Origin of the sequence: Thalassobaculum litoreum DSM 18839 (assembly GCF_900102465.1) — a bacterium.
Classification (GTDB): Bacteria; Pseudomonadota; Alphaproteobacteria; order Thalassobaculales; family Thalassobaculaceae; genus Thalassobaculum; species Thalassobaculum litoreum.
In genome coordinates this window covers 81,650-100,382 of the sequence record NZ_FNBW01000007.1, presented here as the reverse complement: position 1 = coordinate 100,382, position 18,733 = coordinate 81,650, and the positions used below count along the sequence as shown (strand labels likewise).

At 64.2% G+C, this 18,733-nt stretch carries 24 protein-coding genes; 15 read left to right on the top strand and 9 right to left on the bottom strand.

The window, feature by feature from the left end; translation table 11 throughout:
* Positions 1 to 277: 277 nt before the first annotated feature.
* The gene (locus BLS34_RS12575; RefSeq protein WP_028794033.1) at positions 278 to 487 is read right to left on the bottom strand and encodes a cold-shock protein; all 210 of its coding nucleotides are present in this window, start codon (positions 485 to 487) and stop codon (positions 278 to 280) included.
* A gap of 483 nt (positions 488 to 970) precedes the next feature.
* Between BLS34_RS12575 and BLS34_RS12570 the strand changes: the two genes are divergently transcribed.
* The 3 genes from BLS34_RS12570 (at position 971) to speB (ending at position 5,029) form a co-directional block, all read left to right on the top strand.
* A complete protein-coding gene (locus BLS34_RS12570) occupies positions 971 to 2,863 on the top strand; it encodes a TonB-dependent receptor domain-containing protein (RefSeq protein WP_245701969.1) in 1,893 nt (630 codons plus the stop codon).
* A gap of 16 nt (positions 2,864 to 2,879) precedes the next feature.
* Positions 2,880 to 4,004 carry a PepSY-associated TM helix domain-containing protein gene (locus BLS34_RS12565; RefSeq protein WP_093150781.1) on the top strand — a complete coding sequence of 375 codons (1,125 nt, stop codon included), beginning with the start codon at positions 2,880 to 2,882 and terminating at the stop codon, positions 4,002 to 4,004.
* An 80-nt stretch (positions 4,005 to 4,084) separates the two neighbouring features.
* Complete coding sequence (gene speB / locus BLS34_RS12560) at positions 4,085 to 5,029, top strand: agmatinase (protein ID WP_093150779.1); 945 nt, start codon at positions 4,085 to 4,087, stop codon at positions 5,027 to 5,029.
* Positions 5,030 to 5,182: 153 nt separating this feature from the next.
* Here speB and BLS34_RS12555 read toward each other — a convergent pair whose 3' ends face one another.
* The gene (locus BLS34_RS12555) at positions 5,183 to 5,974 is read right to left on the bottom strand and encodes a helix-turn-helix domain-containing protein (RefSeq protein ID WP_093150778.1); all 792 of its coding nucleotides are present in this window, start codon (positions 5,972 to 5,974) and stop codon (positions 5,183 to 5,185) included.
* A gap of 132 nt (positions 5,975 to 6,106) precedes the next feature.
* Here BLS34_RS12555 and BLS34_RS12550 point away from each other — a divergent pair, with 132 nt between their 5' ends.
* Together BLS34_RS12550 and BLS34_RS12545 are read left to right on the top strand one after the other, a co-directional pair.
* Complete coding sequence (locus BLS34_RS12550; protein ID WP_093150776.1) at positions 6,107 to 7,267, top strand: acyl-CoA dehydrogenase family protein; 1,161 nt, start codon at positions 6,107 to 6,109, stop codon at positions 7,265 to 7,267.
* Positions 7,268 to 7,292: 25 nt separating this feature from the next.
* Complete coding sequence (locus BLS34_RS12545; protein WP_093150773.1) at positions 7,293 to 8,336, top strand: class I SAM-dependent methyltransferase; 1,044 nt, start codon at positions 7,293 to 7,295, stop codon at positions 8,334 to 8,336.
* A 24-nt stretch (positions 8,337 to 8,360) separates the two neighbouring features.
* Here BLS34_RS12545 and BLS34_RS12540 read toward each other — a convergent pair whose 3' ends face one another.
* The gene (locus tag BLS34_RS12540) at positions 8,361 to 9,095 is read right to left on the bottom strand and encodes a PAS domain-containing protein (RefSeq protein ID WP_093150771.1); all 735 of its coding nucleotides are present in this window, start codon (positions 9,093 to 9,095) and stop codon (positions 8,361 to 8,363) included.
* 314 nt (positions 9,096 to 9,409) lie between these two features.
* On the opposite strand from BLS34_RS12540, the gene BLS34_RS12535 reads away from it, so the two are divergent.
* Entirely contained in the window at positions 9,410 to 9,991 is a 582-nt protein-coding gene (locus BLS34_RS12535; RefSeq protein ID WP_093150769.1) for a PAS domain-containing protein, read from the top strand.
* Here BLS34_RS12535 and BLS34_RS12530 read toward each other — a convergent pair.
* Complete coding sequence (locus BLS34_RS12530; protein ID WP_093150767.1) at positions 9,988 to 10,701, bottom strand: YrhK family protein; 714 nt, start codon at positions 10,699 to 10,701, stop codon at positions 9,988 to 9,990. The two genes, BLS34_RS12535 and BLS34_RS12530, sit on opposite strands and share 4 nt — an antisense overlap.
* 124 nt (positions 10,702 to 10,825) lie before the next feature.
* Between BLS34_RS12530 and BLS34_RS12525 the strand changes: the two genes are divergently transcribed.
* Positions 10,826 to 11,530, top strand: coding sequence for a haloacid dehalogenase type II (locus BLS34_RS12525; RefSeq protein WP_028794024.1), 705 nt, complete (start codon positions 10,826 to 10,828; stop codon positions 11,528 to 11,530).
* 84 nt (positions 11,531 to 11,614) lie between these two features.
* Here the strand turns inward: BLS34_RS12525 and BLS34_RS12520 are convergent, their stop codons facing one another.
* The 4 genes from BLS34_RS12520 to BLS34_RS12505 all read right to left on the bottom strand — a co-directional run bounded on the left by BLS34_RS12520 (position 11,615) and on the right by BLS34_RS12505 (position 14,276).
* Positions 11,615 to 12,361 (bottom strand): S1 family peptidase, encoded by a 747-nt coding sequence (locus tag BLS34_RS12520; protein WP_028794023.1) that lies wholly within the window; start codon positions 12,359 to 12,361, stop codon positions 11,615 to 11,617.
* 129 nt (positions 12,362 to 12,490) lie between these two features.
* Positions 12,491 to 12,754, bottom strand: a complete 264-nt coding sequence (locus BLS34_RS12515; RefSeq protein WP_084618785.1) for a DUF1488 family protein — start codon at positions 12,752 to 12,754, stop codon at positions 12,491 to 12,493.
* Between the two features lie 409 nt (positions 12,755 to 13,163).
* Positions 13,164 to 13,970, bottom strand: a complete 807-nt coding sequence (locus BLS34_RS12510) for a transglutaminase-like domain-containing protein (RefSeq protein WP_342739917.1) — start codon at positions 13,968 to 13,970, stop codon at positions 13,164 to 13,166.
* Between the two features lie 105 nt (positions 13,971 to 14,075).
* The gene (locus BLS34_RS12505) at positions 14,076 to 14,276 is read right to left on the bottom strand and encodes a hypothetical protein (RefSeq protein ID WP_139189290.1); all 201 of its coding nucleotides are present in this window, start codon (positions 14,274 to 14,276) and stop codon (positions 14,076 to 14,078) included.
* A gap of 692 nt (positions 14,277 to 14,968) precedes the next feature.
* On the opposite strand from BLS34_RS12505, the gene BLS34_RS12500 reads away from it, so the two are divergent.
* The 3 genes from BLS34_RS12500 to BLS34_RS12490 all read left to right on the top strand — a co-directional run bounded on the left by BLS34_RS12500 (position 14,969) and on the right by BLS34_RS12490 (position 15,972).
* Positions 14,969 to 15,178: a cold-shock protein gene (locus BLS34_RS12500; protein ID WP_028794019.1), complete on the top strand. Its 210-nt coding sequence runs from the start codon at positions 14,969 to 14,971 to the stop codon at positions 15,176 to 15,178.
* Between the two features lie 121 nt (positions 15,179 to 15,299).
* Complete coding sequence (locus BLS34_RS12495) at positions 15,300 to 15,488, top strand: hypothetical protein (RefSeq protein WP_038013956.1); 189 nt, start codon at positions 15,300 to 15,302, stop codon at positions 15,486 to 15,488.
* A 256-nt stretch (positions 15,489 to 15,744) separates the two neighbouring features.
* On the top strand, positions 15,745 to 15,972 hold the full coding sequence (locus BLS34_RS12490) for a hypothetical protein (RefSeq protein WP_028794018.1): 228 nt from the start codon (positions 15,745 to 15,747) through the stop codon (positions 15,970 to 15,972).
* A gap of 77 nt (positions 15,973 to 16,049) precedes the next feature.
* Here BLS34_RS12490 and BLS34_RS25900 read toward each other — a convergent pair whose 3' ends face one another.
* Positions 16,050 to 16,520 (bottom strand): hypothetical protein, encoded by a 471-nt coding sequence (locus BLS34_RS25900; protein WP_175474208.1) that lies wholly within the window; start codon positions 16,518 to 16,520, stop codon positions 16,050 to 16,052.
* A gap of 553 nt (positions 16,521 to 17,073) precedes the next feature.
* On the opposite strand from BLS34_RS25900, the gene BLS34_RS12480 reads away from it, so the two are divergent.
* The 5 genes from BLS34_RS12480 to BLS34_RS12460 are packed head-to-tail and all read left to right on the top strand — an operon-like array spanning position 17,074 to position 18,733.
* Positions 17,074 to 17,511, top strand: coding sequence for a hypothetical protein (locus BLS34_RS12480; RefSeq protein WP_093150762.1), 438 nt, complete (start codon positions 17,074 to 17,076; stop codon positions 17,509 to 17,511).
* Entirely contained in the window at positions 17,501 to 17,767 is a 267-nt protein-coding gene (locus BLS34_RS12475; RefSeq protein ID WP_093150759.1) for a hypothetical protein, read from the top strand. Before BLS34_RS12480 ends, BLS34_RS12475 begins: the two co-directional genes overlap by 11 nt.
* 1 nt (position 17,768) lies before the next feature.
* Positions 17,769 to 18,020 (top strand): hypothetical protein, encoded by a 252-nt coding sequence (locus BLS34_RS12470; protein ID WP_093150756.1) that lies wholly within the window; start codon positions 17,769 to 17,771, stop codon positions 18,018 to 18,020.
* Positions 18,017 to 18,322, top strand: coding sequence for a hypothetical protein (locus BLS34_RS12465; RefSeq protein ID WP_093150754.1), 306 nt, complete (start codon positions 18,017 to 18,019; stop codon positions 18,320 to 18,322). Before BLS34_RS12470 ends, BLS34_RS12465 begins: the two co-directional genes overlap by 4 nt.
* Positions 18,323 to 18,355: 33 nt before the next feature.
* Positions 18,356 to 18,733: a hypothetical protein gene (locus BLS34_RS12460; RefSeq protein ID WP_093150751.1), complete on the top strand. Its 378-nt coding sequence runs from the start codon at positions 18,356 to 18,358 to the stop codon at positions 18,731 to 18,733.

Genomic DNA, 18,733 nt, shown 5'->3' with positions numbered 1-18,733 from the left:
ATCGACCGGCGCTTCCAGGCAATGCCGAGCGCGTCGTTCGCTGAAATGTGTGTGTCGATTTGGGGTGTCGGCTGGCCGTCCGCTTGGACGTCCGGATGCGGACGGCGCCCGGCCTAGGGCTGTTCCCCGTAGATGCCGGCAGGTCCGCCGGACTGATCCGGGGTCTCGTCGACCGACCCCTCTGAAGCGCGCCTCCGGTTGCCCGGGCGCGTGGTGTCTTCGTCCTTCGCAGGATCCGCTCCGGACAGGGTCCGGAGCGGTTCGTGTGCTGTCGGTATCAGTCGATCAGCGACAGGTTCTCGGCAGCCGGCTTGCCGTCACGGCCAGCCTGAAGCTCGAAGGAAACCTTCTGACCCTCATTCAGGGTGTGCAGGCCGGCGCGCTCGACGGCGGAGATGTGAACGAAAGCGTCGTTCCCACCGTTCTCCGGCTCGATGAAGCCAAAGCCCTTGGTCGAATTGAACCACTTAACAGTACCAGTAGCCATGGGAGTGTCCTCTAACAGGCGTTACGATTCCGCGGTCACGGCACAGCCGTCGCGGAAAATATAGCGATAACATTGTCAGGGGATATCTAAGCTAAACGGTGTACCGTCGGTCCAGGCAGCACCAAACAAGTGTATCAACTACGCCTTATAGCTAGTCTTTTCTGCACGGATGTCAAGACGAATCGCTGATCGCCCCGCAGAACTTTTTGGCGCGAGACCTGATCTCTAAGGACTTTCCGGCCGAATACCGGCCGTTTTTTTGATGAAATTTCTGTGAATGGCGACTCCCGGCGAGGAAAAGACCCTACTTTAAGCCGCTAATGCGAGTGCTACTAAGAATCGTTTGCAATAAGATCCGCACCACCACATACTCCGCGCGCCTCGGGTGGGAGCGGGGCGCATACGCAACCTTGACCGGGGGGTCACCGGAGTATGTCGGCACGCACGCTCGCAGGCGCACTTGGTGCGCTGAGCCTTTCACTGATGAGTACGACCGCGATCGCGGAAGTCTTCGATCTCAAGCCGGTGGTGGTCACCGGCACGAACGTTCACGAATCCCAGCAGATCCGCTCCAAGGTGGACGGCGCCTACAACAGCAGCCGATCCGCATCCGAGGTCGATGGCAGCGTGATCCAGAATGTCAATCCGGTGAACAAGTATGACGCACTGCGCTACAATGCCACCGGTCTGATCAATCAGCCGGGCACCGGAGACCGGTTCGGCGGTGGCACCAAGATCCGCACCTTCGGCGACTGGGGCGCGTCCCAATCGATCGACGGCCTGCCCGGAATCAAGTTCCAGGGCACCGATGGCGGCGGCTACGGCAACACCAGCATCCCCACCATCGCCGTGGATAAGATGACGGTGCAAAAGGGTGGCCGCGCGGTGCAATACGGCAACGGCAGCGACGGCGGCGTGCTCGAGACCCGAATCAAGTCGGGCCGGGACTACAAGAACCACCAGGCGATCAGCCTGGACGCCAGTAGCGCCCGCGAGGGCCTGATGCAGGGCGAGATCGCCGACAGCACGGAGCAGTGGGACTACTACGCCGCCGCCAGCGGGTTCTACGGCGACTACAACGGCGACCCGGAAAACCTGGAGCAGCAGTCGGTCATCGGCGGACTGGCCAAGGTCGGCTGGAACTTCAGTCCCGACACCCGGGCCGAGTTCCTGGCATCCGTCGACCGCAACCAGCCGGACATCATCCGCAACGGCGAGGTCAACGAGATCACCGGCGAGACCATGATCGGCGCCGCCACCCTCGATCACCGTCTGAACGACAGCCAAAGCCTGCAGTTCGGTCTGCTGGCGACGAGCAGCGAGATGCAATGGCCGGCCCGGTCGCGCGACCGCAGTGTCGACAACCAGATCGGTTTCATGAACCACTTCATGACCGCCCCGGTGGCCGACGGCATCGTGTGGGACGGATCGGTCGGCGCCGAGGTCGCACGCATCCACACCGAACGTGACGGGCTCTGGGACAATTCCTTCGTCGACTACGCGCTGAAGACGACCAATGCCGTGACATTCAACGACAATCTCCAGATCACCGGCGGCCTGCGCCATACGTGGTTCACCAACGACATCGTCTATGACGGCGCGGAGCAGCCGGACAACCTTGAGAACGACGGCCTGTTCTCCTACCAGTTCGGCGCATCCTACAGCGTGCTGGAGAAGACCCGGGTTCGCGCGTCCTACGCAACCGGCTTCAACCGCTATGTCGGCAAGTATGGTAATTTCGGCACCGATGCGCTGAACCCGTCAGGCGCCGGCGACGAGATCGTCGAGTCCCGGACCGTCGAGGTTGGCCTGAACCAGGGCTGGGACGGCGGCTATGTCGATCTCGCCCTGTACAACATCGTTCAGGAGAACGTGCCGCGGCGGAACAACGGGGCGATCGAGAGCGTCGAGGTCGACCAGTCCGGCTTCGAGGCGGAGATCTTCGCCACGATCACCGACCGGCTGACCGCGTCGGCCGGGTACATGCGGGTGATCGACATGGAGGCGACCCGCGCCGACGGGACCGAGGTCAACAACAATATCTTCTGGTCCGGACAGACCACCTCCGTCCCGGAGAACCAGTTCAGTCTGCGCCTCGACTATCGGGTGACCGACGAGATCGGCCTTTGGACGGCGGCCTACCACTCCACCGGTTACGAAGCGGTCGATGCGGACGGCGAGGTCACCAAGCGAGACGGGTTCACCCGCCTCGACCTCGGGGCGAGTTGGTGGGCGACCGCCAACTGGGCTCTGCGCGCACGGGTCGAGAACGTGCTGGACGAGCGCGACTTCGGCACGGCCGTTCAAGGCACGACCGTGAACGACGAAGGCAAACTCGGCCGCGTGTTCTGGCTCGGCACGGACATCATCTTCTAAAGCGACGAGAAACCCGATGCGGTATCGAAACCTGCGACGACTGCACCTCTGGGTGTCGCTGCTGACGGCGGTACCGCTTCTTGTTCTGAGCCTCTCCGGCGCGCTGTTGGTGTACGCACCCGAGTTGCAGCAAGCCCTCGATGGCGAGGTTCGGAACACCGGCCCGGTTGGCGCATCGCTGTCTCCCACCGCGATCGTCGACCGGGTCGCCCAACAACGGCCGGAGCTCGACATCTGGTCGATCTCCCTCGCCAAACAGGATGTCTGGACCGCCTGGCTCTCCGGCGGTGCCGGCGTCATGCGGATCGATCCGACCTCGGGCGACATCCTGGAGCATTTCCATCCCAAGGACCGGTTCGAGGGCTGGCTGACCGCCCTGCACCGCCGCTATCTGGTGGACGGACCGACGGCGAAATGGGTCCGGCACGGGGTGTCGGCCGTGGCCCTGCTGCTGGTCGTGCAGTGCGCGATCGGCCTGTGGCTCTGGCTCAAGCCGCCCATGCCGTTCCGCCGGCTCTCGGTGAGCTTCCGGCAAGGTACCCGCTTCGGCATCCTGCGCCTGCACCAGGCCACCGGGATCGCCACCTTCCTGATCCTGACGGCCGTGGCGCTGACCGGCATGGCCATGTACTGGCACGATCCGATGCGCGTGGCCCTGGAATGGGCGACCTTCTCCAAGGTGGAGGAGCCGCAGCCGCCGAAGGACCAGACCCTCGCCCCGCTAAAGGACCTGGACGCCGGCATCGCCGCGGCAACGGTTGCGATACCCGACGCCAGGCTCAGTCACTTCCGCCTGCCCCGCAACCCGACGGATTCTATGGTCGTCGGCCTGATGCCGGAGGGGGCCGGCGACGGCCAGGCGACGCGGGTCTGGGTCGGCGACGACCCAGCACGCGTGCTCTACGTCTACGCCGCCAGCGAGGCCAACCTCGCCACCACCATCTGGCACATGCGCTACATCATCCATGTGGGCAAGTTCGGCCTGGGCACGTCTTGGGGTCCGATCGTCCGCGCCCTCTGGGTGATCGTCGCCCTGGTGCCGGCGGCCTTCGTGATCTCCGGCCTGTGGCTCTATCTCGGCCGCCGCAGCCGCGAGCAGCGCTCGCGCGCCCGCGCCCGGTCGTTCGCGCCGGCCGAATAAGACGCCAGTTAACGGATTGCCCGGCACCGCCCTGCCGTGGTGCTGTTGCCCCATCGCATTGCCAGACAGGGGAGCAGAGCATGGCGGGTGATCCGAGGTTTCAGCCGGTGGACGCGGCGGTGGTGCCGCGCTTCGCCGATGTCGCAACCTTCCTGCGCACCAAGCGTCACGAGGTGCACAGCGACGTCGATATCGGCCTGGTCGGCGTGCCCTTCGACCTCGGGGTGAACTACCGCACCGGTGCGCGTCAGGGACCGGCCGGCGTGCGCGAGGCATCCCGCCTGATCCGCAAGGTGCACCCGACCCTGGGCACAAGGCCGTTCGATACCTGCAACGTGGCCGATCTGGGCGACGCGCCGGTCAACCCGCTGGACAAGGTCGCCTCCATCGACCTGATCCAGAAGTTCTTCGAGGAACTGCGCGAGAACGCCATCACCCCGATCTCCATCGGCGGCGACCACACGATCCCGACGCCGATCCTGCGTGGGCTGGTCAAGGACGGGCCGGTCGGCATCCTGCAGATCGACAGCCATCCGGACACCCTGCCCGAGCTGTGCGGCGACACCCTCAACCACGCCACCTTCATGCGGCTCGGCCTGGACGAGGGTTGGATCGACCCCAAGCGGGTGGTGCAGCTCGGCCTGCGCGGCAGCCGGTTCGGCGACGACATCCAGTACGGCCTGGACCAGGGCTTCACCGTCATCACCATCGACGATTACGAGGAGCTGGGCCGGGCGGAGACGATCAAGCGCATCCACGGCGCCCTGGGCGACCAGCCGTTCTACCTGACCCTGGATATCGACGGGGTGGACCCAGCCTATTGCCCGGGCACGGCGGTGCCGGAGATCGGCGGCCTGATCCCGCGCGACCTGCAGGTCATCATCCGCAGCCTCGCCGGCAAGCCGATCATCGGCGCCGACATCAGCGAGATCGCCCCGTGCTTCGACCCCACCGGCATCACCTGCGTGACGGCGGCCAACCTGATGTTCGAGATGCTGTGCGCCATTGCGGAGGGTCGGAGATAGAGCCTCAGGGTGGTTCAAACCCGTTCGTCTTCCCGGACCTGATCCGGGATCCAGCCTTCCACGTGCTGGAGCGCCAACGGCAAACCGGCCATGCCTCAGCACGCACCTTCGATAGGCCCCGGCGCAGGGCCCGGGAGACGGAGAGGATTAAATCTACGCCGCGCTCTGCCGTGCCAGATCCGCCGCCAGATCCGCCGCGATCTCCTGCAGCGGAACGACCAGCGCGTCGGCCGCGTCCTCGGCAGAAAGGGCCGAGCGCAGATACAGCACGTTGATGCAGGCGAAGATCGTCTCGCCGTCGCGGATCGGCACGCCGACGCTGGAGATCCGGTTCTCGTATTCCCGCGCCATATAGGCCGGGTTCATGGTGGCGTAGCCGGCCGAGCGGATGGCGCCGAACACCGCGTCGGCCTGTGCCCGGTTTCGGGCCACGTCGTTCCAGGGGGCGGGGTCCTGCGCCGCCGTCTCCAGGATCGCCGCCCGCTCCGCCGCACTGCAGAACGCCGTATAGGCAAGCCCCAGGCTCGCCGCCAGCATCGGCGCCCGGTAGCCCGGACCGCGGTTGACGAAGATCGGCCCGGACTCGCGCGAGGTCTCCACCACGATCATCGCATCGCCGTCGCGGATCGCCACGTCCGAAGGCCAGCCGATCCGCCGCCGGAACGCCCCCAGGCGCGGCGCGACGGCCGCACCGATGGCGTTGTGGGCCCGGTACCCGGCACTGAGCTGCAGGGTCTTGCCGGCGGCGTGATACAGCCGCGTGTCGTCGTCGCGCACCACGTAGCCCGCGTGCACCAGCGTCTCCAGCATCCGCAGGATCGTCGCCTTGTCGAGATCCACCACCCGGTGGATCTCCGCCAGGCTGGCGCGGCCAGACAGCCGGTTCACCGCCGCCAGGACGTCCAGGCAGCGCAGCACCGATATCACCGGGCGATATGACGCCACTCCCGCCTCCCCGAGCCGCACGTCTGAAATTTCAACTGATGAAATTCTATTTCATTTACAGCCTAACAGCCGGAAGACCAAAGTGCCAACCGACTTCACAGACACGCCAACGAAGAAGCGGAGGATCCACCGGTGGACTTCAGACTGACCGAGGAACAGCAGGCTCTGCGCGACACCGCGCGCCAGTTCGCCCAGACCGAGATGCCGGCGGTGGCCAAGGAGCTGGAGGAAAAGGACGAGGCCATCTCCAAAGAGTGGCTGAAGCGCTACGCCGAGATGGGGTTCCTCGGCATCAACGTGGCGCCGGAGCTCGGCGGCCTCGGCCTCGGCAATCTGGAGGCGCTGATCGTGCTGGAGGAGTTCGCCAAGGTTTCACCCGCCGTCGCCTTCCCGATCTTCGAAAGCTCCGTCGGCCCGATCCGCGCGGTCGAGCATTTCGCCGGCTCCGAGCTGGCCAAGTCCGTGGTCCCGAAGGTCTGCGCCGGCGAGATCGTCTGCGCCGTCGCCATGTCGGAACCTGATGCTGGCACCGCGCTCACCGACCTGAAGACCCGCGCCGTGCTGGACGGCGACCACTACATCCTCAACGGCCAGAAGCGCTGGTGCTCCGGCGGCGGCCATTCCGACAGCTACGTGGTCTACACCAAGCTCTCCGACGAGCCGGGTGCCAAGGGCATCGGCGCGCTCTACGTGGAGAAGGACCGCGACGGCGTGTCCTTCGGCCCGCGCGAGCGGCTGATGGGATTCCGCGGCATCCCGTCCGCCGACATCTTCTTCGAGGAGGTGCGGGTGCCGAAGGAGAACCTGATCGTCCCCGCCGGCGGCTTCCGCAAGCTGATGGAGGCGTTCGACCTGGAACGCTGCGGCAACTCCACCATGTGCCTCGGCATCGCCCAGGCGGCGCTGGATCAGGCGCTCGACTACGTGCAGGAGCGCAAGGCCTTCGGCAAGGAGCTGGTGGAGTTTCAGGCGGTGCAGATGAAGCTGGCCGAGATGGCGCTGAAAGTGGAAGCCTCGCGCCTGCTGATCTGGCGTGCCGCCCAGAACGCGGAAGACGGATTGCCCAGCATTCTCGACAGCTCGCTCGCCAAGTGCTTCTCCAACGAGATGGTCCGCGAGGTCACCGGCGCCGCCTTGCAGGTCATGGGCGGGTACGGGTATGCCAAGGAATATGGTATGGAGCAGCGGATGCGGGATGGCTGGGGCTGGGGTATCGCCGGCGGCGCCATCGACATCCAAAAGATCAACATCGCCAGTGCCCTAGTGGGAAGGCGGTTCAACCAACGCGCATGACCCATCGGCGGAGAGGCCGGACTGAATGGATAGACGCGGCCTTCTGCGCCAACACATCGACATCGAGACGGCGCGGGTGCTGGAAATCGGCGCCCTCGCCGTCCCCCTCGTCGCCCCCCACGAAGCCAGGGTCGAGTATGTCGACCATCTGGATACCGAAGGGCTGCGGCGCGAGTATCGCGGGCACCCCGGCGTCGATGTCGATAAGCTCGTGGACGTGACCTATGTCTGGAACGGCGGCACCTTCGCCGAGGCGGTCGGCGCCGCGGAACCGTTCGACGCCATCGTCTCCAGCCACGTCTTCGAACATTTCCCCAACCCGGTGCAGTGGCTGGCCGACGCCTACAGCCTGCTCGCGCCCGGCGGGCAGATCTACATGGTCGTGCCCGACATGCGCTTCACCTTCGACCGCCACAGGGCCAAGACCCGGACGGCCGACTGGATCGAGTGGTATCTGGAGAAGCCGTCGCGGCCGAGCACCGGGCAGGTCTACGACTACCATTCAAAGGTGGTCGACGTGCCGCCCGGTTATGGCTGGGCTCAGGAACCGGCCGGGGGATTCGCCAATATCTACGACCCGAGCACCGCGCTGGAGCAGGCCCGGTCCGCGTTCGAGACCGGCCGGTACATCGACGCCCATTGCAGCGTCTTCACGCCGGTCAGCCTGCTGGCGCTGTTCCGCGAGATCGACGACCTCAACCTGTTCCCGTTCGACGTGACGGCGGTCTATCCGACCGAGGTCGACGATATCGAGTTCGCCCTGGTCCTGAAACGCAGCGACGTCCCGCCCCGTCCGCAGCTCAGCCGAGAGATCGACCAGCAGTTGGCGCAGGAAGCCGGCTATACCGGCGACTTCGGCGCCGGCGGCTTTGCCGCCGCCCTGGCGGCTGATCCGGAATTGCAGAAGCGGCACAACGCCCTGAAGCGGCAATGGGCGGCCGAGGCGATCCGCAACCGCAAACGCGCCGCCCTGCCGGAACTCGATCCAACCCGGCATGACGCGTTCCCGCCTCGCGACGACCCCCGCTTGGCGCGCCGGACAACCTGGTTTCAGCGCCTGCGCAGATAGTCGCCACCACCTGAACCGACAGGGTCAGTCGGAGGAGCGCCCACGGGCCGGCAGATCGAAGTAATTCGACGCGTCCATCTCATGCCCCTGCGCGGAGCCGTGTGCAGCCGTCTCGGGGCCAAGGTCCTCTTCGGGCGACGCCGCATAGCCGAGGCTCTCCGCCCAGGCCGCCGACATCCGCGTCTCCATCTCCTGCATCGCCTCGAACTTCTCCAGCTCCCCGCGCCACTGGTCGGCGGAGACGAGCTTCTTGTCGAGCGGAAAGATCGCCAGGAGAATCCGTCGGACCTCGGAAGCCTGGAGCCGCATGGGCAGGATCAGCCGATCGTAGCCGAAGGACTTCCTCAGGATCTGGAACTCGCGCCGGTAGTACAGCGGCCGCTGGGTGTCCATCGACTTGAACAGGGCGCCGCCAACCTCCTGGGCCACGTCCCTGCTGTACACCTCGTTGATCAGCATCCCGGTCGGGTTTTCGCCGAGCAGCCGGGTCAGCGCCTCGCCGACCAGAAGGTAGCGTGCCCGTAACGGGAAACCGGGCGGAAGATCCTTGTCCTCCCGCGTCGGCCGGGCGACATCGATCAGGGCGATATTGGACAGACAGTCCGGCATGTCGTGGAGTGCCAGATCCTTTTGGCGCGGCGGAACCCCATTGACGGACAGGTCGCGCCAGTACCGGTACAGGTCGGCCAGTACCGGGCGGTCGATCGCTGAAAGCGACAGATATTCGGCCGTGTTGGACCAGATGCGGAATCGAGCCATCGCTAGGTGTTTCCCGTAGACCCGAGCAGAACTAGGGCGCTGTTCGGGTTTCGCAATACATCGTCCGCCATCGAGACCGCCACGTGGCCTTCCTATCACTTAAAGCGACATGGCGAAACGCCGCGCCCCGCCGATCAAAACGACCGTGCTCGATAATTCCCTTTGATGGATGAATAACTATTGACTCACAATCATACAGTGTTGCGACATATGCATAATTGGCAGTGACGGGCGCCGTGAGTGACTAATTATGCGGCACCCGAAACAGTCTCCGAATAGATGCAACTTGCACTGGCTGGGATGACAAGGTGTCCATGACCGATCTGAATGAGATGACGTCCTCGCTGCTTGATGGCGATTTTTTCTATTTAGATAATATTTTTAGAAATATTGGATCCGACAGCCCGCTCATCCGACTGAACCCGACGGCCGACGATGTCGAAAGCGCCCGCCTGAAATCCCTATTTAAATACTGGATACACCTGTCCCGTGGCCAGCGTCTTCCGCTTACCCAGGCGATCGACGCGGTCGAGATCGGTCCGGCTCTCGGCATCGTCATGCTGTTGGAGACCACCGACGACCCTTACGAGTTTATCTACCGTTTGTATGGCAGCGAGATCGCCACCATCAGCGGATTGGAACTGACCGGCAAAACCACCGCGGCCATCTCCTCGCCGGAGATGCGCACGTATTTCCGGATCACCTATGCCGCGGCGGTGCGGTCGGGCGCTCCCCTGTTCTGCCATCACCGGCCGCCGCCGGCCCACGGCATGACCTGCTGGGCGCGGCTGATCCTGCCCTGCGAAGACGGCACCGGCCGCATCGACCGCCTGCTGGTCGGCAACGAGCCCGGCTTCCCGAAGCTGCTCGGCCGCAGGCCCTGGCCCGATGGTTAAGAATCCGGCGCGGGACCGCTCCGAACCACCAGCCAGGCCCGCCAGTAGTTGAACAGCCCGCCGGCGAGGAACAGCACACTCCCCACGAGAAACAGCCAGGCGAGATACGTGTCCAGCAGCAGCCGGTCTGCCTCGGCGGTCAGCTCCCACAGGAACGGGATGGACGCGACGCAGAACAGCGTGGAGCCGACGATGAAGCTGATCGCCGTCAGGTTCAGAAGCTGCAGGGTCTTCAGTGTGGCGGCGAAGATGATCTCCAGCACGTTGACCACCGCCCCGAACAGGAACAGCACCGATCCGATCAGAAAGCACCACGCCCCCGGGCCGATCCAGTCGAAGGCGGAGAAGAAGAACACGCTGCCGGCCACGAACAGCAGCGTACCGACCAGGTAGGCGACCGCCGCCCAGAACTCCAGCACCCGCCAGACCGCGCGCCGACGCCTCCGGTCCAGGTGGTTGGCCAGCACTTCGAACATGTCGTGCCCGGTGACCAGAAGGTACAGCAGCGACCCGACGAGGAAGGCCCCGGCCCCGACATTCTCCCAGGCGGACAGGCTGGGAAGGAACAGGACACTGCCCACCATGAAGACGACGCCTCCGACCGTGTAGAGCGTCGCGTTCACGGTCTCCCAGCGGAAATGCAGCACCCTGTTCCCGGCACGACGCACCAGGGCATGCACGCGCGGACGGTTCGAAAAGAAGTGCGGCATCGCTCCGCCCACGGAATGCGTCAAGGGATGGACGGAGTCACCACCGATGCCGGGTGGCGTCAACCCGCGCGGGGCGGCTCTAATCAGTCGCGCATCAACGACACAAAGAAGAGAGGCGGAGGACATGCCCGAGATCGACACGCTGAAGAGCACCATCAAGGCCTGCATGCTCGACCAGTACGGCACGGTCGTCGACATGCAGGGCGGACTGACCAAGATCGCGACCCCCTATCTCAAGGCGAAGGGCTGGACCGGCAACCCGAACTCCTTCGTGACCTGGTGGCGACGGACTCATTTCGAGAACTCGATGATCGACGCGCTGCTGCATAGGGAGCACACGCCCTATCGCGAGATCGGATTCCGGGCGGTCGACCAGGTGCTGAACCGGGCCGGCATAGAGCACACCGACGAGGAGGTACGCGACCTGGTCGCGGAGATCGAGAAGCTGGAATGCTTCCCCGAGGTGCCGGCCGCGCTGGCGAAGCTGCAGACCCGCTACCAGCTCGTGGTTCTGTCGAACGGCGATCCGGACATGCTGGAGGCCGCCAAGCGGTACCACAAGGTGCCGTTCGACCGGGTCATCTCGGTGGCCGAAGCCAACTCCTTCAAGCCCCATGTCGCCACCTACACCAAGGCGGCGGAGCTGATCGGCCTACCGATGGAGCAGGTGCTGTTCGTCGCCAACCACGCTTTCGACGTCATCGGCGCCAAGGCGGCCGGCATGAAGACCGCCTTCATCAACCGCCGGGAGCGGCCGTTCGAACGGACCCCCTACCAGCCGGACATCACCGTACGGACGATGCAGGACCTGGCCGACCTGATCGCCTGACGCCGAGCAGCACCGGCAGGCGCGACCCTGGCAGCGAGCGCGTGGCCCTGACCGGGGTCTCCCGCACAAGGCGGGTGGCCCGGGTCATGGCTTTGTCAGGGTCATCAGGATGTCCGCATACCAGGTGCAGTTGAGCCCCAACGCCTCGTCCAGATCCAGGTCGCGGGACCCGAGATCGAGACGGGACGAATGCACGCCGAGGAGCAGCCACGGCACCTCCTTCAACGCGGATCTGCGCGCCGTGTGCCGGCGATCGATCGGCATCACCACGGGCGCGCCGCTGGTCCCGCGATGGGTCCGCGCGTCGGTGAGGAAGTAGCCCTTGCCCTGGAACCGCAGCCCGAACGACGAGGCCAGCGCGGCATGGCGCACGACCGGCATCCGGTGCAGCGTGTCCTGAAACCCCAACGGATAACCGACCACCAGAAGCGGAGAGCCGATCTCGATCTCGTCCCGCTCGCAGGCCAGGTTGTCGGCACAGAAGGCCCTGTACAGGCTCGGTTCCGGAAGGGCGTCCCGATCGATGGGGATCACGGCCACGTCGACCCCGCCTCCCCCGTCCGTGCCGTCCCGCCAGAGCGGACACCGGTCGCGATAGAGCGGGATGGAGAACCCCGTCGATCTGGCGAGGTTCTCCGGGTCCGTATGCAACTCGATCGAGATGCGGTCGGGGGTGTGGTCGTTTTCTCGGTCGAGAACGACATGGCGGCTGGTGACCAGGAAGAGGCTGGTATCGCGCTCGAAGAAGAACCCGCTCGCATTGGTGAGATGCATCTGTCCGGCGAAGGTGTGCAGCCGTACCGTCGTCAGCAGGATCGCGTCTCTGGCCACGACTCCCGTTGGGAGGCCTTCGTTAGGGTCCAACAGGCGATCCATCGGTCATCCCTTCGGGTCGGCGGCAAAGCGCCGGAGGCGGTCCTCCGCCGGTGACGCGGCATGGTTCCGGGCGGCGGCGGCCGGTCAAAGGTCTTCCGCTGTCAGTACGTAGGCGAAACAGCGGTCGCGGGCATATGCCGCCCGCGCCGCCTCATGTATTCGGTCGATGAGTCGATCGAAGGCGAGAAGCAGGTCCGCTTCCCGATGTTCGGTGTCGGGGGCCGATTTGAGCAACGCGGACGCCTCGACGAAGAAAGAGACCTCCAGAGCACGATCGTAGCCCCAGAAGCGAACCCGATCATGCGTCGGATCGAAGCTGCGTGACGCGTTCGGAAAGTTCAGGGTCATCGCACGCCCCCGTGGGATCGCGGTCGAGCACGTCGGCTCGCGCGCGCTCCGGTTCAGACTTTCGGCGGAACCTTGTTCGCCGGGCCGGCGACGTCCTTCTCAGGAGACGCGGCCGCCGGTGCCTTCACAGCCCCCGCGTCCGTGACCGCCTCCGTCGAAGCGTTCGGCTTTCCGATGTCGCCAGAGCTTTTCCAAAAAGACTTGAAAGACATTTTATCACCTACATGAAAATTACTTAATTATACAGATTACAGCCGTATTATTTTATAATCAATCAAATACACAGGCGGAATATATTATAATACCCCAGACAACACGCTTGGCTTTATTTCGCCCACGCGCAACCAGGCCGAAGGGCGATGCCCGGCGGCCGCGCGCCCATTGATCGGCTCGAATGCCGAGACCGGGTTCAGACGTTTGTCGCCGGCGGCTGGCCGATGGGAGCGGCGTCCGGATCGATGGCATCGGCGTCGAAGGTCCAAACCCGGAAATCGGACAGCACGCCGGGGCCGAAGATCTGTGTCAACGGCACGTCCGCCGCGTCCCTGCCCTGACCGATCAGGATACGGCCGACGCGGGGGGAGTTGTTGCGTGGATCGAACGCCCACCACCGTCCGCCAAGATAAACCTCCATCCAGGCGGCGAAATCCGGAACGCCGTGCGGCTCGGGCGTACCGATATCGCTCAGATACCCGGTGCAATAGCGCGCCGGGATGTTGAGGCACCGGCAAAAGGCGACAGCCAGGTGCGCGTAGTCGCGGCATACCCCCTGGCGCTCGGCAAAGGCTTCCGACGCGGTCCGGGTGGCCCGCGCCGTTTCGTATCCGAACGCGATGTGGCCGTGCACGAAGTCGCAGATCGCTTGCACACGTGCGGCGCCCAGCGGGGTCGATCCGAACCGGCGCCACGCCTCGTCCGACAGATGGTCGGTGTCGCAGTATCGGCTTCCCTGCAGGTACACGAGGGTCTCCGCGGGAAGGTCCTGCACCATGTGCTGAACGGCATCGGCCGGGACGGCGGGGTCGGCCGCCCCATCGTCGCGGATGACCGTCGCCGCGCCGAGGGTGAAGCGGCCGGCCGGCGCGACCAGGCGGCTGCACCAGTTTCCGAACAGGTCGCGGTATCCGGTCACCTGAACCGACGGGTCGGTCAGCAGAATGTCCGGTTGTTCAAGGTCGCTGGCCCGCGAGTAGTGGACGTTCAGCAGCGTGACCATCGGCGTCACCTGAGGCAGGTCGAAGGTCATGCTGCATCCGATGCTGATCCGCATTTCTTTTCCCGGTTTGGTGTCCATCAAGACGATGTCTCGGGGTCGGGCGGGTCAATGCCCGCTGGGTCGATTCCCGTCGTTTGCCGCGTCGCGCCGCTTCGCCGCCGCGACCGCGTCCTGCAGATTGGTGTATTTGTAGCCTCCCACGGAGAAGTTCGTGACCGTGACGGCCGTAATATTGTGGCTTCTCAAGAGATCGGCCTCGGCGTCGGTGAGCGTCGCGTATTCCATGCCACGGTTATCCTTCTTCACGATTTTTCTCCTTGAACCGGATGGTCGGATGAAACGACACGGAGACTGCCGCGTATCGGCCGCCGCGTACCGGCCGCCGCGTATTGGCCGGCCGTACTGACTGGATGACGGGCAGCCGCGCCGACCCGGATGAGGATCGGCGCGGCGCCCATCGCATCCCGAGCCGGGCGCGGCATAGGCCAACACGTCAGCTCGGTGCGGGTTCTGCAGGCAAGATACAACCGACCGCCGCGGCAAGGACGGCACGAACCGAAATACCGCCGAGAACGGAGGCGATCCATTCCGACTTGCTCGCGAGACCCCTTAAAATTCGAGTCCCGAATATTATTTTTAATTATTACTTATATTAGTATATTTCGTATCGGCGATTGTCAATTTTTAAACCGGTTTTCCATATTTATTTTTATCCATTTTTTCATCCACTTGAATTTGCTGATGCTTTGTTAGAGAGCCAAGGCTCTGTCGACGCCGCGACGGCGGGGTGGTGCCGGATCTCCGGTCCGCCAAAGCGGCTCCAGTTGACTTTACCGTGCACCTATCCTATGTATGAGCTCGTGATTCATCGTTTGGTGCTGCCTGACATACCGGTACGCCGCTACGTTCTGCCTTCCCCGACAATGTGATCGCTACCCGTCCGCGCCGGCACGTGCCGTGACGCGTTGTTATGTAATGCCCTGTTGGAGGAAGCTTCCATGGCTAAAGGTACTGTTAAGTGGTTCAATTCGACCAAAGGTTTCGGCTTCATCGAGCCTGAGAACGGTGGCGCCGACGCCTTCGTTCACATCTCCGCCGTCGAGCGGGCCGGCCTGCAGACGCTGAACGAAGGCCAGAAGGTCTCGTTCGAGCTCGAGACCGGCCGCAACGGCAAGGCTGCCGCCGAGAACCTGTCGCTGATCAACTGATCACGCTGGGACCGCCCCCGATTTCGGTCGGGGGCGGTTTCCGACCCGCTCCCTATCGAACGCGCACTCGCGGAGCCACGCGTTGCCCGAAACGGGTACACGCCCATAAGACTGGAACCCGATGGCACGGCAACCCAACTACAACTTCGAACGCAAAGAACGCGAGCGCGTGAAGGCTGAGAAGAAAGCCAAACGCGCCGCCGCGAAGAAGGATTCCCGGCAGGACAGCGTCGGCGACGCCGACGTTCCGAACGAAAGCGACGACAACGGGTCCGACGCGCCCGGTTCTGGCGAGCCCGGTTCCAGCTAGAGCGCGATCGGTTCAGATCGAAACGATCTGTACCGTGAATCGCCCTCTAACTCGTTAAAGATAGCGCAAAATTCACACGAGCAGATGTTTCCATCTGATCGTGATTTGCTCTCGGACCGTTCAGACACGCCCCGTTGCGCCGATGTCGGTCGCCTACCGATACCGCTATTTCCGCCTCGATTCCACGATGCCTGTGGCCGCGCCGCGTCCATTCGCGTCACCTGACACCCACAGACAGCCGGAGAGAGGCAGCCCGATGGCGCGCACCAAGTCCCGGAAGGCCGCGGCCTTCACGACCTTCGCCGTCACCTACGAGGACGATTCGATCTCCTCGAACCGGCGCGTCGACAATGACCGTCTCGACCAGTCCTTCGGCGACTCCCTGCTCGACCTGGCGCGCATAGCGCTGGAGGAGCAGGATGCCGAGATCGCCCGGCGCTCCAACCGGCCGCGCCCGAAGATCAAGACCGTCAGCGTGACATAACCGCCGGACCAATGTCGGGAACGGAACGCCGGGGCCGACTGCCCGCCGTCCGACGCACCCCTACCCGCAAGCCGATCCTATTCGGTGTCTCTGTCGCCCAGGCCCTTGAAGAATTCGTCCGAGAGGCTCTGATTGATGTCGGCTCGGTCCTGTCGCGACGGCTCCGGCTCCGGTTCCGCGGGCGTGCTGGCCTGGCCCGGGCTCTCCGGCGTGCCCCGACGCTTGGCGGTCGCCGCGGAAGCGCCGGAGGTATGTTTCCCCGCATCCGTCATCGCGGCTTCGCCGATCACCCCCCGGTCCTTCGCCGCCGCGCCGAATTCCTGAAGCTCGATCAGCAGTTCAAGCAGATCCGCTCGGGTTTCCGTGCTGGAGATCGCCTTGCGCGCCTGGCGTGCCATGCCGACGAACGTCGTGGGTTTGATCTGGTATCGGAGCAGGAGCTCGCGGAGATCCATCTGGATCTCGAACAGACGCGCCAGGAGAACGTCGTCGTCGAGATCCGCGGCCGACTGGAGTTGGCCGGCATGCTGCTTCGGTCTGTCGATCATGAGTCCCATATGGCGATCACTTGGCGACTGTGCGCCGACTGACGGCAACTGTTACAGGATTGTTCTCGCACCCGATACCTGCTGCGCGTCTCGCACCGGCGGTCGGCGACGGAAATGGACCACCGACTGGCGGCCCCCGCCCCCAAGCGCATTCGGCGGCAAAGCAATGCGCTCCGACAGCGGTTTGGAACGCCGCGTCGGGCACGGAACACGCAGCGTCAAAGACACCGTCACACGAGCGAACGAGCGCGGTACGCCCTTTAGGCGGCACAACGTTTCGTAACGCATCGAAATGGTAGGGGAAGTTGGTAGCGGAGGACCGCTACCGTCAAAACCCACATTACTTATCCCGCTCGCCTGCTGAGGTTGAGCGCATGTCACCCCTACGATGTCAACGCACTGGCCTGTTCCAGAAAGCGCGGAACTCTGCGGCTTTCCCCCTCCGCTTGCGAGCGTCTCGGACAAGAACGCCAAGCGAACATTTCCCATTTGCACCCAAGATGCACCCAAGCGCCGTTTTCGGCTGCGGTCAGATGAGTGAAGGAGGTAAGCAGTGACCGACATAGCCCGCGACCTCCGTCACCTGGACAAGAGCCTGCCGCCCCCGACGCTGCGCACGCCGGAGGTCATGGAGCGCTGGCTTGATGACATCACGGAGCGCCACCAAGCCGCTGCTGAGGAGATTGACCGTCTGCGAACCGTAGCGGCACAGCAAGGCACTCACATCCTGCGCCTGCGGCTTGCCTTGAAAATCGCCGCCGCCTTCGGCTTCCAGGCCGACGGGTTCGATGGCCGTGTGTCCATCGATCTTCGCAAATGGTGGAACGCCGGCGGTACGACGCCCATTCCCTGGCCCGACAATGCTTTCTTTGAGGCATGGGCGAAGGAGAACGGGCTCTCCAATGTCGACGGTGATGTTGGTTACCGCTTCACCGTCGATCTTAGCGATGCCGACGAGGCACCAGCAAAAGGGGGCGGCAATGAGTGCTGACGTTGAGTTCGAATTCGAGGATCCGGACGACTTCAGCTCCGCCACCGACACGTGCCCGGACTGCTACGGCGACAGCGACCCTATCGACGACCTCTACTACTGCAGCCTCTGCAAGGGGCGCGGCTGGGTCTACGTCGAGATGATCGAACACCCTCATTTCGACCATGCCGACATTGAGCGCGAGCTGCGCCGGCAGAAGGAACGGGACGCGTCAGCAAAGCCCGGACCCCAGTCGAACCCTCAACAGGAGATCTGACATGGAGATGAATCCGAACCATCCGGTCACGCAGAAGATCAGTGATCACTGGCACAAGCTGGCCGGACTGCTGATGGTCAAGTTCGGCGCAGAGCACGTCGTGATCACCGCAGCCGACATCGAGGCGATGGCCATCCGGCCGGGTGGCCTGAACATCACCATCCAGGAGCTAGACGACGGTTTGCATCTTCGCCTGGTAGACAACCGCGAGGCCGCCGCACTTGCTCGCAAGCATGGAGGGCTGCCGACATGAGCTACACGACCGACCCGAACCATCCGGATCTGGTGCGCCGCGACGATGACGCGCCACGGAAGCAGGCCGAAACCTATCTCGTGCTAAGCGAGGAGGAACGTGCCAAGGGCTTCATCCGGCCCGTGCGCCGATCCTACAAGCACACGATCTGTGGGACGGTCACCACCATGGGCATGGCGATTGCCGAGACCTATGCGCGAGATCCGCAGTTCTACACCGGCACCTACTGCTGCGGCTGTCAGATGCACCGGCCGCTGAGCGAGTTCACCTGGGAGCCTGACGGCTCTCTGGTCGGCTCGTGATGTCCGGTCGTCAGATGAACGACGGAGGTTCCGATGGAAATGGTTGAGCGCGTAGCGCGTCGTATCCACACGAAACTGACCGGCGACCCGAAGGCGTGGGACGCGCTCACGCCCGGCCGAAAGAACGCTGCCATGGACTTGGCGCGCGAGGTCTTTGACGAGATGAAGGTGCCGACCCCGATCATGGCGCTCAACGCTACCGGCCGGACGGCCGAAGAGAACTGGAAGCTAATGCTCCGGGCGGCTGAGTTGCGTGGCCCCGAACATCAATGTCCGTACAACGCCGGGTTGGTGCGCGAGGTCAGAATTGAATGGCCATGCCCCGCTTGCGGAGCCGACTACGGCGACAATCTCGTGAACTGCCTAGACCGCAAGCAGCCCGGTCGTCGGCTGTCCGAAAAGGAGGAATGA